The sequence below is a fragment of the Nostoc sp. DSM 114159 genome (assembly GCF_053470285.1).
Genome location: NZ_JBPFEH010000001.1, coordinates 388,704 through 402,256, shown reverse-complemented (window position 1 = coordinate 402,256; position 13,553 = coordinate 388,704). Strand labels below are relative to the sequence as shown.

Sequence of the window (13,553 nt, the reverse complement as noted above, 5' to 3'; positions counted from 1 at the left end):
TTTTCAGTAACTTCAGTTGTCAATTTGCAGATTGTGCTGTTAAGGGCGCAAAAATTCACCGAAATCTACACACTTTATACGTCACCCTTGAGGAACAGTAAATTTCTCGAAAATTTCCCCGATTCCAAGGTTTTTACGTATACTTTTTTGATAGTCTCAAACTATTCAAGTCTTACAGCGGTTTTCATATGAATAGACCACAATGAGCGAACCAGCCCCAAGCATCATCAGATGAGATTTGCTTAGTAACAATCTCGGTTAAAATTTGGTTAAGAGCTTGGTGGGTTCGAGCTTTTGCGGTACGCAAACACTGCTTCAGTTTTGACCAGCATAATTCGATGGGGGACAAATCAGGTGAATAAGGAGGCAAAAATACAACTTTTGCACCCACAGATTCAATTACGTCTTGAATCACCTGTGCATGATGCACTGACAAATTATCCATCACTACAACGGCTCCCGCCCACAATTGAGGTGCTAAAATCTCCTGAACATAGGTCAGAAATACATCGGTGTTGACACTACCTGAAATGCTCATCGTAGCAATCAGTCCATCCAAACTCAGTGCCCCGATTAAGGATATGTTTTGTCCTCGATCCCGAGGACAAGAATCATACAACCGTCGACCACTAGAAGCACGTCCATAAAGTCGCGTCATCCCCAAGTTAAGACCAGACTCATCTACATACACCAAATTGTGTGGATCAACGCCCAGTACCCAATCTCGATATTCAAAACGCATCCGTTCGACTCGTGGGCTATCTTGCTCACTAGCATATAGCGTTTTTTTTAGTGGTCAATCCTAAGCGATGAACTGCGCGGTGCATGGTTGGTACGCTGACTGTTAATCCACTTCGTTCCACGAAGCGCTCGCATAATTCTGCCAATAAAGCATCTGGCTGTTCATTTACTAACTGCTGCACTATTGGTAAACTCTCAACTGTTATTTTGGCGATCGCTCCACCTCGATGAGGCTTGGGAGCTACTTGCCCAGTGGTTCTATGGCGACGTATCAACCGTTGAACAAACGACAAGCTTACTTTGAAACGGTCGGCGAGTTGTCGTTGCGAACCTTCATTCGCTTTATAAGCCTCTATCACACGTTGGCGTAGATCAGTTGAATAGGCAGCAGGCATAAGTTACATGAGTATTTTTACTGCCTCTCTAGTTTATTATCTTTGTAGTCTACTCAACTGAAAACCGCTGTAAGCACTGTACAAATTAATTAGCGTGTGAATTTGCGAAAACTAGTCATTTCAGGTTTTTTTCATCCTTTTTGAGTAAAAATTACTCTTTTAAGTACCAAAAAATTCAGCTTCAATACCTAAAATTCTTTCTTCATATTTATTTTTTTGCCAGCGCCTAAGTCTTACTAGAATATAAAATAATCAACAGTTGACTCTTAATCGGGAAAAAGATTTTGATGCCTTCCTTGTAGGCTGTTATCCGTGGGTGTCTAGTTTGAAAATAGAGAACATCTCAAGAACCTCAAAAGAACTACACAGTCAATATCATACTTAGATGTTTATACTTAAATACTCATCTTTGCATACTCTTCACATTATTGGCTGAAAAATCTATACACAAGTATTGAGCTTTGTATATTCTTCATATTCTTCTGTGTCTAGGCAATAAGAAAGTAAAACCTAGTAGGTAAATATTTTAAAAAGTGATAAAAAATACATATTTTTATTTTTGAAGGCTGCGATCGCCTACGGTTTTTACTAGCCTACGCCTTGGTTAACTTATACTACGATGAGAGCGATCGCCTACCAATATATATCTGTGCAAGAATCGCTATAGGTTATCAAAATTATCAACGCAGACATAAATTGACTTAACCAAGAATACTGCAAACCATCCGTACCTATGCCAAAAGTTAAGGAATAAAACCTAACACATCCTCTCTGTTAAAAGTAATTGTATCGATCAATCGTATGCGAGGTGTTGAAAAGAACGCCTCGCAAGCTTTATCCAGACTGATGCCAGAGCGCTAATAAAAAAAATTAGACAACCATAAAATTGTTTTCGGTTAGTGTCAAGCCAGGAGATAATTGTGCAAATTGTACCTGAGTCTCTACACCTTGTCATTACCAACATATTTTAAAGTGAGGTAGAGGTGTAATAGAGTCAGAGTATGAAGTTGAAAAATTTCAGAAACCTCAATGCTTGGGCAGTTGAGCAATGGGGAGATACCGAATTAGGGGATAGTCGTCGTACAGATAGAGCGATCGCAGTGGGAGCAGCAATTGCCGCCAACCCCGAAGCAAGTCTGCCAAATATTATGTCAGGTTGGAATGAAGTCAGAGCAGCCTACAGACTATTTGCAGAAGAAGAGGTGACTCACAGTGAGTTGATTAAGCCCCATACAACAGCAACAAAAGCGATCGCTAAAAATAGCTCAGGCTCAGTCGTCCTATTTATCCAAGACACATCAGAACTAGACTACACATCAGCGCGAAATATCAAGGGGTTAGGACATATAGGCGATGGGAAAGGGCGAGGAATTATGCTGCACAATTGCTTGGCAGTAGTACCAGTACCAGGAAACCCAGAGATATTGGGACTGGCAGGACAAATACCTTGGGTACGTGGCAGTGATAGCCAGAACCAAAAAATCGAGAACATTTCACAGGAATTACTCAGAAGCGAAAGTGAGGGTGAAATTTGGTCGCAGATGGTCGAATCAATCGGAGAAGCTCCACAGCTAGATTCAATGTGGGTAAGTGTTGGAGACAGAGGCAGTGATATTTTTTCATATATCCGACGTGTGATTGGACTACGCTGGCACTGCTTACTGCGGGTAACTCAAAATCGTGTAATTACTAAACCAGACGGTACAAAAGGATACCTCAAAGCTTTCGCTCGTGCCTTGTCACCAATGTCAACCAAGACGCTCGTGCTACGTGGTCGCAATGGTGAACCTAAACGTTGTGTGGATTTACAAGTTGCTTGGTCAGCCCTAACAATTCAACCACCTACAACGGGTAGTGAAAGAAAACAACAGCCGATTGATGGCTGGTGTATACGTGTTTGGGAAGAGTCGGGTGAAATGGACGTGGATTCTATTTACGAGTATACCTGTAACAGATAAGAACTCTGCTTTCATCCAAATCGACTGGTACAGTTGCCGTTGGCTGATTGAAGAATATCATAAATGCCTGAAAAGTGGTTGGTTGTGCAATAGAAAAGCGTCAATTGGAGTCAGCCAATGGTTTAGTCACATTGCTTGGTTTTTTTGCAGTTGTTGCAGTGAGATTGTTACAGTTACGTGAACTTAGTCGCAGTAATCCGTTATTGCCTGCTCAAAATTTTGTACCTCCGATGATGCTAAATATTCTGGTTGCTCGTCTTGGTCTGCTCTGTGATGATTTAACTTTAGGTGAGTTTTGGAAGTGCGTTGCTCGTTTGGGTGGTTTTCTTGGTCGTAAAAGTGATGGGCTTCCTGGTTGGCAAACTCTATGGCGCGGATGGTGTCGATTAATGGATATGTGCTGGGCTATCGATTTTTCAACCCAGTCTCTTGAAAAATGTTGGTAATGACAAGGTCTCTACACCCGCACTACCATCAGAGTCAAAATACAGTGCACCTGTAGTGAAGTCATAGATAAATCTTTGATTGCTTGTTGTTGCAGATGTTCCGAGGGTAAACTGGTTTGTCTTAAGTGAACCTACTGATAACCCGCCACCAAAACCAGCAGCCGATACTTGAATTAATTCATTAGTCGCATTAAAGTCATAAACGCGATCGATACCTTCTTCATTATTATTAATACTATGGAAAAAAAAGGTATCAGTACCATCTCCTCCATAAAGGGTATCGTTATCTGAAAGTTCATGATAAAATGAATAATTGTTATAACCATAGCCCCCGGAGAGCGTATCGTTGCCGTTGCTCCCCACAATATTGTCAGGGCGGAATGTACCTATAATATTTAATCCTTCGAGATTCTTGTAGCTAACTCGATTATTGCCTAGCGTAATCGAGCCACTGTTAGTAGTGGCATCAAAAGTCGAAGTGATTCCCTCGGTATTACTAACATCACTATAGAACCCATTTGAGATCTTTGAGGTGAACAAGTAAAATCGGCAGAAACAGTGGAATAGAATCAGGTCAGGGCGAAAAATGGGATATTCAAGCGACGTGACAGACTTGGAATGGGAAATTATCGAGCCGTTATTGCCGACCAAGAAGAAAACAAGACCTCCTGTGTGGACAAAGAGGCAAATATTGAACGGGATATTTTATCAACTTAAGAATGGTTGCAACTGGGCAGACTTACCCAGAGATTTGCCGCCCTATTCTACTGTGTTCTGGCATTACAAGCAGTGGTGTGAAGATGGCGTCCTGGACTCAATTATGGCTAATTTACATGAGGGAGTGCGTAAAAAAGTAAAAAAAACCCACAGTGGACAACCCTGATCCTGATTGATTCACAAGCGGTCAAAAATACTTGTAATGCCAGTGTTGAGTCGAAAGGGTTTTGTTTTTACAAAGCGACCAACGGGATTAAAAGACATCTAGCAGTGGATATATTGGGTTTCCCTTTCTTCACTCACTGCACCACCGCCAACGTATCTGATGACCAGGGGTTGATTGAAATGCTCTCACAAAATATCGATTATTTCCAATTCTATTCCACTGGAATTGCCCAAAACAACTATCTTGGTAGATCATGGCTATCATCCTGAAAAAATTATCCCGGCCTTGGAGCAAATTTATCCCCAGATCATGACCAAAATCCAATTTGAACTCTCTGCCAAGCCATCAAAAGCTGAAAAGGAAGCCTGCATGTCAATCCGGATTTGTTCCGGTGTCTGCGAGATGGGTGATAGAGAGATCCAATGCTTGGGTAGAGCGATGTAAAAGTTTAGTCAAAAACTTTGACCGGACACTCGCTCGTGCCAATGCCAAGCTCAAACTTTGTTTTATCCGATTGATGCTCAAACGATTAGCTGCTAGCTAGCAAAAAGATCTCAAATGGGTTCTATAAGGCATAACTCAGTAGGTAAAACTTTTGAGGAGTGATACAAAATACATAATATATATGTTCTTTTTTGTGCTGCGATACCTTCTCTGCGATCGCGCAGCGTGTCGCAGACAGACGCTACGCGTAGCTTGCTTCCCCGGAGGGGTACGGCAAGCTTTCCTGCGGAACGCTGCGCGATCGCAAACGCCTGCGGTTTTTGCTAGCATACGCATTCAGCAAGAATTGTTAGAAGTTGCTAAAATTACAAACGCAGACATGATTCAACTTAGCCAAGAACACTTGCAAACTATCCGCACCCATGCCGAAAGCACCTACCCAGATGAGTGCTGTGGTATAATTTTGGGCTATCTGGCAAATGAGGGCAAAACTGTGGTAGAAGTCATGCCAACAGAAAATGCTTGGAATACAGAAGCGGCTGCTGAATTTCCAGGAGAACGCACAACAGAAAGTAAAAGACGGCAATATACGATCGCACCCGAAGTTATGTTAAAAACACAAAGGGAAGCACGCGATCGCTCACTGAACATTATCGGCATTTTTCACTCTCATCCAGATCATCCTGCTATCCCTTCAGAATGCGATCGCCTATACGCTTGGCAGGGATACTCGTATATAATAGTTTCCGTCCAAAACGGCAAAGCTGGAGAACTCAAAAGTTGGAGCCTTGATGATACTCATCAGTTTCAAATAGAGGAAATTGAAAATATAAAATAACTGACTTAGTTTAAAGATAGTCACTCGTAGCGGTTTTAGCCGCCACCACAGATGAAAATTCGTCTTTCCCACTCCTATCTCTATATAAGATCCAGTTTTTCGATAGGATTAATATTCCGCTTTCTCACATCATAACTGTTATGCTCAATCCCAATCTGGACGAAATCCAGTTGACCAAAGACGATTACGAACGCTACTCCCGACACCTGATTTTACCGGAAGTAGGGCTAGAAGGACAGAAGCGCCTGAAAGCCGCTAGTGTAATGTGTATCGGTACAGGTGGACTCGGTTCACCACTACTTTTATATTTGGCGGCGGCGGGTATTGGACGCATCGGAATTGTCGATTTTGATGTTGTCGATACTTCTAATCTGCAACGCCAAGTAATTCACGGGACATCCTGGGTGGGTAAACCCAAAATTGAATCGGCGAAAAACCGCATTCACGAGATTAACCCCTATTGTCAGGTTGATTTATACGAAACTCGTCTGACTTCCGAAAACGCCCTAGAGCTGATTCAACCTTACGATATCGTTGTGGATGGTACTGATAACTTCCCCACCAGATATCTAGTTAACGATGCCTGCGTATTGCTGAATAAGCCCAACGTCTACGGTTCAATTTTACGCTTTGAAGGGCAAGCTACTGTATTTAATTACGAAGGTGGCCCGAATTATCGTGACCTTTTCCCAGAACCACCACCACCAGGAATGGTTCCTTCTTGTGCAGAAGGTGGTGTATTGGGAATTTTGCCAGGAATTATTGGTTTAATCCAGGCGACCGAAGCTGTTAAAATCATTCTGGGACAAGGGAACACTCTCAGCGGGCGATTGCTGCTATACAACGCCTTGGATATGAAATTTCGGGAGTTGAAACTGCGTCCGAACCCGATTCGCCCAGTAATTGAAAAGCTGATAGATTACGAAGAATTCTGCGGGATTCCACAAGCTAAGGCAGAGGAGGCAAAACAGCAGATGGAAAGTCAAGAAATGACCGTCAAGGATTTGAAGGAGTTGTTAGATAGCGGTGCAAAGGATTTTGTACTGCTGGATGTCCGCAACCCCCATGAGTACGATATTGCCAAGATTCCAGGTTCAGTGTTGGTGCCCTTACCAGACATTGAAAATGGCAATGGTGTTGCTAAGGTGAAGGAAATATTAAACGGTCATCGTTTAATTGCTCATTGTAAAATGGGCGGGCGATCGGCAAAAGCCCTAGCCATTCTCAAGGAAGCCGGGATTGTCGGGACGAATGTTAAAGGCGGAATTACCGCTTGGAGTCGAGAAATCGATCCTTCAGTTCCGGAGTATTAAAAGCGCATCGCTTTCTTTAAAGAGTAGATGAGGGAATGAGGAAGACAAGGGGGACAAGGGGGACAAGGTAAAATTTTCTCCCTTGTCTCCCCCTTCTCCCTTGTCTCCCATTCCCCACTCCACACTCCCCATCTCCTTATGACTACCTCGAAATCTCATCTGAATATTTTATGGGTGCAAGTTTGGGTGTTGGCAGCAGTGCAGGGAGCAATTACCCTCTCGTGGTTAATTTATAATGTCTATTTGCCGCAACTTTTGACTCAGTTTGGTTTTCCTGCTTCATTGGCAGTTGGTTTGGTGCTAGTCGAAAATGCCTTGGGTGCAGTGCTGGAACCAGTGATGGGTGGACTTTCAGACCAAGCTAGGCGCTGGGTAGGAACTCGGTTTCCTTTCATCTCAGTAGGTATGATTCTCGCATCGGCTTTGTTCATTGCGATACCATGCGTTGTGAGTTTGATTCCACCTACTACCATAATGCGATCGCTCTTACCTATAGTATTGGTAGCTTGGGCATTGGCAATGACAATATTTCGCTCTCCAGTTATGTGCCTATTAGGGATGTATTCGACACCAGCCCAGTTACCTTTAGCAGTAAGTTTTGTCACTTTAACAGGCGGTGTGATTGGGGCTTTTAGACCGATAAGCTACAAGTTTATTCTCAGCTTAGGCCCAGTTTATACCTTTGCGCTCGGTTCTTTTGTGATACTGGGGGCGGCGGCTGTGTTGCGCTTAGTCAATCCTCCAGAAGCACCAGTGGATAAACATCAAGCAGAAACAGTAAAGTTGCCCTTGCAGAAATTGGCTTTGATTTTAGGAACTGGTTTCGGTGTCGCGTGGGGTATCCGTTTTCTCATGGATGTCTTGGGTAAAGTGCTGAAAACCCAACTGAATACTGATAATATTGATGTGCTGATGGTGTGGATTGGAATAGCGATCGCAGTTGCCAGCATCCCAGCAGGAATCTTCGCCGTTAAAATTGGTAATCGTCAAGCAATGCTTTGTGGAATCTGTGCAATCATTCCCTCGTTATTGATAATGATATCTCTGGGCGCACAAATTCCAATAATTGGATTAATCATTGCCAGCTTTAGTTTAATTGTCAACGGGGCAATTCCTTTTGCTTTGGGACTAGTACCCCAGCGGTGGGCGGGATTAGGAATTGGGATGTATTTTGGTGGGTTTGCTTTAGCTATGAGTTTGTTTGGCATTATATTTCCCCAACTGCAAGTAATAACACCTTTTGTCGGTGCTGTTGGGGGTGGATTGGCATTTTTGTTTGCTGGTGTTTGCATTGCAGTGAGTGGCATTTCTGAAACGCAGAGGAACGCAGAGGTTTAACGCAAAGGTACGCAAAGTTATACTCTACGTACCTCTGTGGATGAAATCTGACTTTCTTAATTACGAATGAGTTACAGGTTTCACTTGACTCAACAAATCGTGCAGTTTTTCGCCTTCAATGACTTCTGTTTCCAATAGTTGAGTAGCGATCGCTTCTAGCAAGTCTCGATTCTGTCTGAGAATCTCTAGGGCTTGCTCGTGGGCTGTTTCCACGATTTCCTTGACTTCGATATCAATTGCTTTTGCTGTATCTTCGCTTACCAATCTCCGAGGATTAGTAGTACCATTGCCCAAAAATGCTGCTTGTTGTCCTTGTTGATAAGCTAATGGCCCTAAGACTTTGCTCATACCATAAGTTGTTACCATCCGTTCTGCTAAGTCAGTTGCTCGTTGCAAATCGTTGGAAGCACCTGTGGTAATACTGTTAAACACAATCTCTTCGGCGGAACGTCCACCCAATAAAGTTGCAATCTGACCCCGCAATTCATCTTCATTCAGCAAAAAGCGGTCTTCAGTTGGTAATTGCAGGGTGTAGCCCAAAGCTGCCATCCCACGAGGAATAATCGAAATCTTTTCTACACGACCGTTTCCGGTTGTCAGCGCCCCGACCATTGCGTGACCAACTTCATGGTATGCAACAATCTTTTTCTCAGTGTCGTTCATCACACGACTCTTCTTCTCTAAACCGGCGACTACCCGCTCAATTGCTTCGGCAAAGTCTTCTTGAGCAACCTTTTCACGCAGATTGCGCGCTGCCAATAATGCGGCTTCGTTTACCAAGTTTGCTAAATCTGCGCCAGCAAAACCAGGGGTACGAGTAGCGATCGCTTTTAAATCTACATCATCTCCTAATTTTACCTTTTGAGCGTGAATCTTGAGAATTGCTTCCCGACCAGATAAATCGGGACGGTCTACCAACACTTGGCGGTCAAAGCGACCTGGACGCAGCAATGCCGGGTCTAGGGTTTCGGGACGGTTGGTCGCTGCTAGTACAATCACCGTTGCATCCCCAGCTGCAAACCCATCCATCTCAGTTAGTAATTGGTTGAGGGTTTGTTCGCGTTCATCGTTACCACCGTAGAAGCCGTTACTACTACGAGACTTACCAATTGCATCTAATTCATCAATGAATACAATACAGGGAGCTTGTTTTTTAGCTTGCTCAAACAAATCCCGGACTCTGGAAGAACCTACACCGACAAACAATTCCACAAACTCGGAACCAGAGATGCTGAAAAATGGGACTCCTGCTTCTCCTGCTACGGCTTTTGCTAAAAGTGTTTTACCAGTACCAGGAGGGCCAACCAACAGCACACCTTTGGGAATCCTAGCGCCAATTTGCGTAAACCGTGCCGGAGTCTTGAGGAAATCTACAATTTCTACTAACTCGGTTTTTGCTTCTTCTACCCCAGCCACATCTGCAAAGGTAATTTTTGCAGATTCGCCTTCAACGTAAACCTTAGCTTTGCTCTTACCAATGGAAAGCGCACCTTGGGGACCACCGCCACCACCACGAGCGAGAAAGAACTGCCAAATACCAATGAAAATCAGTGGTGGAATCACCCAACTTAAGAGGGTTGTAAACCAAGTATTTTTGGGTGGCGGTGTAGCAGCGAACTCAACTCCCTTTTCTTCTAACAGTTTGGGTAACTCTAAATCAAAGATTGGTGTCGTTGCAAACACCTGGCCCGGTTGGGAATTTTCTGTTTTTACTTGGTAAAGAATCTGGTTTTGACCAACGGAAACTCGGCTGACTTCCCCTTCCTGTACTTGATGAATAAATAAGCTATAGGGAACACCAGCAGGGCCTGAAGCAAATAAACCAGGCAAAAATAAATTCAAGAGCAGGAATAGTCCTGATACTGCCAGTAAAATATTAGCAACGATCCGAAACCGAGGTGACTTAGGCTGTTCTTTAATTCCCATAAATGTTACCAATCCTTAAATAATGAAAACTAACTTGAAAATTGGGCATAGGGTATGGGGGAGCCACTGCGGTCTTGGGGTCTCCCCAAGTGGAGGAGGCAGTGCGGTCTTGGGGTCGCCCCAAGTGGAGCAACTGCCGTCAAGTGGCGTCATGGGGCATTGCTTTTCCCCTGCTTCCCCTGTTCCTTATTTCCCTTAAAGTTTTGAGAAACTTGATTAAAGACTGGTCAAGAATGCTGATATATTCGCCCAATCTGAGCAATGTCTACAACGAGCTGTAAGGCTCATGATGCTCGTTAGCCCTTGTATCTCTCTTTGGGAGATGGGAGAAGACTCGCTAACGGTAATGCAAAGTTGTTCAGCTTGTCTCGATGCTCAAGTATACTACTCTTTCTCATAATTTCTCCCATTTAGCAATGTTTGCAGCATTTTTTTACTTATTTATGTAACTAAACTTAACAATTTAATTAATCTTTGTGAACTAACGAGCAAATACGGTTTACCGTACTCAAAAAATATGCATGGATTGGGAGACGCAAATAGAAATCCCCCACGAAGAGTTATTCTGGAGCCTTGGCGGAGCTTTCCTTGCTCGAATCGGGAATTTTTTTCAAGTCATTCTACTTTGAACTTTGGAACTGCGTTTTCCATATATGCGGTTTTGCTAGCGATTAATGTCCATCATGCGACCAGTGGGGGCGATCGCTAGATAATTTAATCACACCGTAAGAACGGCCAACCTGCCATAAAGTAGGATTTTCATAACTTGTCCGTGGCTGATCGATACTAACTGTCGTTCCGTTAGCGTTTTTGATCTTTAAGGTTCCTGACCAAGTAATTTCCCAATCAATTGCTAATCTTTGGGTATGACGAGAGGTAAGAACAGGTCGAAAAGCAATATTATAAGCAGACACCATTTCTTTAGCAGCTTGGACAGAACCAGCATTGGTGTAATGTAGCCAATTAATATCTACATTAGGCATAGGTGGAACATCTTTGGCAGCAATTTCATTATTACTAATACGGAAAGAATAGTGCATTAAATAAGCTCGTTCCGCTGGCCGGAATACTGAGGAAATATCAATATTAGCTCCGGCATTTTTTAAGGCTTGCTCAAAAGCTTGTACTTTTTGACGGAAGGGAGAAGCTAAATCATCAATTAAGTCGCTGTCTGGGAAAAAATTAACCCAGGCTTTTCCACTCAGTTGTTCTCTTAATTTTTTGGCGTATTCAGTTATGTTGTCTAAAGCTAGCTCCAAATCAATGCCAAGCTTAGTTTTTGTTGTATTAGAAAGCTGTTGAGCTAACTCGGCTCGAAAATTAACGTCTCTGATTTTATAAGTTTCGGCTAGTCCTTTTGTACTGTTGGGGCCAAAGTCTCCATCAGCTACTAACGGGGGATTCAAACGACCGATCGCTGTTAAACTTTTTTGTAAATCTTTGACCTCATTTTCTCCAAAGTTAAGATAGGTTAAGAATTTTTTACCGGCATTGGTATAGATAGCGAAATAAATTGCAAAACCTTGCTCTAGCGCTTTTTTATAAGTAGCAGTATCAACAATTCCTGTTACTGTTAAAGCATTACTAGTCTGATAATCACGAGTTGCTTGAGCTGTAATATTCCCGAAATCCCCATCAACGGCAGCAATGGGGAAGTCATAATCTAAAAGAAATTTCTGCCAAGCAATTACAATTGGCCCTTCGGATTTTTTCTGGAGAGTCGGAAGTTGCAAAGCTTGAAGTTTAAAGCTCATAGTTTTTCTTGGATGAAACAATTGTTTTTAGTTAATTTATCTGTCACTATTCGTCGTATAATTTAAGTTCTTACCGCTGTCAATTTGGTATCTCGTTCTTCATGACTGTTTTGCAAAACCCACTTTGGATTATAACATCCGCAGTTATGTTAGCTTTTCTCACAGATCCTTAAAATAGGAAGCAGCTGTCTTTTTAACTTGTTAGCAAATGGGGTCTGAAACTTTCTGGAGGTCAGCCACAGCAAATTGTGTAGGCGAGCATTTACCGCAGGCATCCCCCATGTTATTATCAAAGACCCGCCAATTTGGATTTGAAATCAGGATACTCTGCGGTAGGTAATGAAACCAAAGCGGCTATTCAAAAATCTCTGGCTATAATTAGCCAAAATTGTATAACCATAGCGTAGGCAAAGCCCGCACTTCGACACCTTTCGGCTTCGCGGTAGTTGAATCTCGACTTACTTCGACTACGCTCAGTACAAGTCGCTCGATTACCGCGCAGTCGAAACTCAAGGCAAGAGGCTCAGTGACCACCGTAGGCATCGCTCATCGTCATATCTATAAACGCCTCTATCCTTTTGTCCTTTCTGTAATATCTTACGGTCAGTCGCTACGCCTAATACGTTAATTAAATTCATCCTATCAGGTGAGTCTAATGGGTGAGGTACAACAAACACCAAGTATTGTACCTTGATGCTATCAAATGGTTGTTTAGCACCCCAATTTCTCGGCTCAAAAATTAGGAAGTAGATAATGACTGTAAACCAAATTATTGGAGATTCAAAAAATAACATTTTTGCAAACCTTGGGAAACATTTTTTTGCCTGGATGATGGCTTCAAATAGTAGTAAATATGATAAAATTGTCAGCGATCGCCAACGTTCTCTTTTTGCTAATCTCCAAGGTAAAGTTTTAGAAATTGGCCCCAGAACAGGTGCTAACTTACCCTACTATCCTAAAGATATCCATTGGATAGGAATCGAGCCAAATTCACAGACGCATTCTTCTCTTCAAAAACAAGCAGAAAAACTGGGTTTAAATATCGATCTCCGCATTGGTAATGCTGAATGGTTAGATGCCGAAGATAACAGCATCGATACTGTTGTTAGTACATTATTTTTGTGCTCTGTGCCGAATATAGATTATACATTGCAGGCAATTTTAAGAGTACTTAAACCAGGCGGACGCTTCTTATTTATTGAACATGTCGCCGCACCTCAAGGAAGTTTATTGCGACAAGTACAAAACACAATTAGTCCAATTTGGAAAGCAATAGGTGATGGTTGTCATCCAGATAGAGAAACTTGGATAGCATTAGGAAATGCTGGTTTTAGTAGCATCCATTACGAGCGATTTGATGCACAATTGCCAATTGTTAGTCCTCATATTATCGGTGTAGCGACAAAATAAAAGTATAGACTTCTTGGCATTTGTCGGGTAAAGGGTAAGGGTTAAAGGGAAAAGGGATAGAATTAACATTCCCCTTTAACCTTTCCCCATTTCCCGGCCTCTTGCAA

15 protein-coding genes are annotated in these 13,553 nt (G+C 42.7%); 9 read left to right on the top strand and 6 right to left on the bottom strand.

What is annotated here, in order from left to right:
- Positions 1-184 precede the first annotated feature (184 nt).
- Both ACR5KR_RS01580 and ACR5KR_RS01575 read right to left on the bottom strand, forming a co-directional pair.
- On the bottom strand, positions 185-742 hold the full coding sequence (locus ACR5KR_RS01580; protein ID WP_448265195.1) for an IS630 family transposase: 558 nt from the start codon (positions 740-742) through the stop codon (positions 185-187).
- A 28-nt stretch (positions 743-770) separates the two neighbouring features.
- The gene (locus ACR5KR_RS01575; RefSeq protein WP_448265194.1) at positions 771-1,136 is read right to left on the bottom strand and encodes a helix-turn-helix domain-containing protein; all 366 of its coding nucleotides are present in this window, start codon (positions 1,134-1,136) and stop codon (positions 771-773) included.
- A 1,001-nt stretch (positions 1,137-2,137) separates the two neighbouring features.
- Between ACR5KR_RS01575 and ACR5KR_RS01570 the strand changes: the two genes are divergently transcribed.
- Both ACR5KR_RS01570 and ACR5KR_RS01565 read left to right on the top strand, forming a co-directional pair.
- Complete coding sequence (locus ACR5KR_RS01570; protein ID WP_445631003.1) at positions 2,138-3,094, top strand: IS4/Tn5 family transposase DNA-binding protein; 957 nt, start codon at positions 2,138-2,140, stop codon at positions 3,092-3,094.
- 74 nt (positions 3,095-3,168) lie between these two features.
- Positions 3,169-3,540, top strand: a complete 372-nt coding sequence (locus tag ACR5KR_RS01565; RefSeq protein WP_448265193.1) for an IS4 family transposase — start codon at positions 3,169-3,171, stop codon at positions 3,538-3,540.
- Here the strand turns inward: ACR5KR_RS01565 and ACR5KR_RS01560 are convergent.
- A complete protein-coding gene (locus ACR5KR_RS01560; protein WP_448265192.1) occupies positions 3,511-4,080 on the bottom strand; it encodes a hypothetical protein in 570 nt (189 codons plus the stop codon). The two genes, ACR5KR_RS01565 and ACR5KR_RS01560, sit on opposite strands and share 30 nt — an antisense overlap.
- Before the next feature lie 46 nt (positions 4,081-4,126).
- On the opposite strand from ACR5KR_RS01560, the gene ACR5KR_RS01555 reads away from it, so the two are divergent.
- From ACR5KR_RS01555 to ACR5KR_RS01530, 6 genes are all read left to right on the top strand, one after another.
- Positions 4,127-4,423, top strand: a complete 297-nt coding sequence (locus ACR5KR_RS01555; protein ID WP_448265191.1) for a transposase — start codon at positions 4,127-4,129, stop codon at positions 4,421-4,423.
- Positions 4,420-4,692 carry a transposase gene (locus ACR5KR_RS01550; protein WP_448270050.1) on the top strand — a complete coding sequence of 91 codons (273 nt, stop codon included), beginning with the start codon at positions 4,420-4,422 and terminating at the stop codon, positions 4,690-4,692. Before ACR5KR_RS01555 ends, ACR5KR_RS01550 begins: the two co-directional genes overlap by 4 nt.
- 122 nt (positions 4,693-4,814) lie before the next feature.
- A complete protein-coding gene (locus ACR5KR_RS01545) occupies positions 4,815-4,967 on the top strand; it encodes a hypothetical protein (RefSeq protein ID WP_448265190.1) in 153 nt (50 codons plus the stop codon).
- A 279-nt stretch (positions 4,968-5,246) separates the two neighbouring features.
- Positions 5,247-5,705: a Mov34/MPN/PAD-1 family protein gene (locus ACR5KR_RS01540; RefSeq protein WP_448270048.1), complete on the top strand. Its 459-nt coding sequence runs from the start codon at positions 5,247-5,249 to the stop codon at positions 5,703-5,705.
- Positions 5,706-5,845: 140 nt separating this feature from the next.
- Positions 5,846-7,018 (top strand): molybdopterin-synthase adenylyltransferase MoeB, encoded by a 1,173-nt coding sequence (moeB, locus tag ACR5KR_RS01535; protein WP_445628069.1) that lies wholly within the window; start codon positions 5,846-5,848, stop codon positions 7,016-7,018.
- A 138-nt stretch (positions 7,019-7,156) separates the two neighbouring features.
- Positions 7,157-8,356 carry an MFS transporter gene (locus tag ACR5KR_RS01530; RefSeq protein WP_448265189.1) on the top strand — a complete coding sequence of 400 codons (1,200 nt, stop codon included), beginning with the start codon at positions 7,157-7,159 and terminating at the stop codon, positions 8,354-8,356.
- Between the two features lie 60 nt (positions 8,357-8,416).
- Here ACR5KR_RS01530 and ftsH4 read toward each other — a convergent pair whose 3' ends face one another.
- The 3 genes from ftsH4 to ACR5KR_RS01515 all read right to left on the bottom strand — a co-directional run bounded on the left by ftsH4 (position 8,417) and on the right by ACR5KR_RS01515 (position 12,579).
- On the bottom strand, positions 8,417-10,282 hold the full coding sequence (ftsH4, locus tag ACR5KR_RS01525) for an ATP-dependent zinc metalloprotease FtsH4 (protein ID WP_448265188.1): 1,866 nt from the start codon (positions 10,280-10,282) through the stop codon (positions 8,417-8,419).
- Positions 10,283-10,953: 671 nt separating this feature from the next.
- Positions 10,954-12,036, bottom strand: a complete 1,083-nt coding sequence (locus tag ACR5KR_RS01520; RefSeq protein WP_448265187.1) for a peptidoglycan-binding domain-containing protein — start codon at positions 12,034-12,036, stop codon at positions 10,954-10,956.
- 378 nt (positions 12,037-12,414) lie between these two features.
- A complete protein-coding gene (locus tag ACR5KR_RS01515; protein WP_448265186.1) occupies positions 12,415-12,579 on the bottom strand; it encodes a hypothetical protein in 165 nt (54 codons plus the stop codon).
- Positions 12,580-12,789: 210 nt separating this feature from the next.
- Between ACR5KR_RS01515 and ACR5KR_RS01510 the strand changes: the two genes are divergently transcribed.
- Positions 12,790-13,446, top strand: a complete 657-nt coding sequence (locus ACR5KR_RS01510) for a class I SAM-dependent methyltransferase (RefSeq protein WP_445628075.1) — start codon at positions 12,790-12,792, stop codon at positions 13,444-13,446.
- Positions 13,447-13,553: the final 107 nt, after the last annotated feature.

What these genes read in the sequence shown, in the direction of transcription:
- ACR5KR_RS01515 (WP_448265186.1), bottom strand. Translation starts at nt 12,579, where the DNA reads ATGCCTACGGTGGTCACTGAGCCTCTTGCCTTGAGTTTCGACTGCGCG.
- moeB (WP_445628069.1), top strand. Translation starts at nt 5,846, where the DNA reads ATGCTCAATCCCAATCTGGACGAAATCCAGTTGACCAAAGACGATTAC.
- ACR5KR_RS01540 (WP_448270048.1), top strand. Translation starts at nt 5,247, where the DNA reads ATGATTCAACTTAGCCAAGAACACTTGCAAACTATCCGCACCCATGCC.
- ACR5KR_RS01580 (WP_448265195.1), bottom strand. Translation starts at nt 742, where the DNA reads ATGCGTTTTGAATATCGAGATTGGGTACTGGGCGTTGATCCACACAAT.
- ACR5KR_RS01555 (WP_448265191.1), top strand. Translation starts at nt 4,127, where the DNA reads ATGGGATATTCAAGCGACGTGACAGACTTGGAATGGGAAATTATCGAG.
- ACR5KR_RS01530 (WP_448265189.1), top strand. Translation starts at nt 7,157, where the DNA reads ATGACTACCTCGAAATCTCATCTGAATATTTTATGGGTGCAAGTTTGG.
- ACR5KR_RS01575 (WP_448265194.1), bottom strand. Translation starts at nt 1,136, where the DNA reads ATGCCTGCTGCCTATTCAACTGATCTACGCCAACGTGTGATAGAGGCT.
- ACR5KR_RS01570 (WP_445631003.1), top strand. Translation starts at nt 2,138, where the DNA reads ATGAAGTTGAAAAATTTCAGAAACCTCAATGCTTGGGCAGTTGAGCAA.
- ACR5KR_RS01520 (WP_448265187.1), bottom strand. Translation starts at nt 12,036, where the DNA reads ATGAGCTTTAAACTTCAAGCTTTGCAACTTCCGACTCTCCAGAAAAAA.
- ftsH4 (WP_448265188.1), bottom strand. Translation starts at nt 10,282, where the DNA reads ATGGGAATTAAAGAACAGCCTAAGTCACCTCGGTTTCGGATCGTTGCT.
- ACR5KR_RS01510 (WP_445628075.1), top strand. Translation starts at nt 12,790, where the DNA reads ATGACTGTAAACCAAATTATTGGAGATTCAAAAAATAACATTTTTGCA.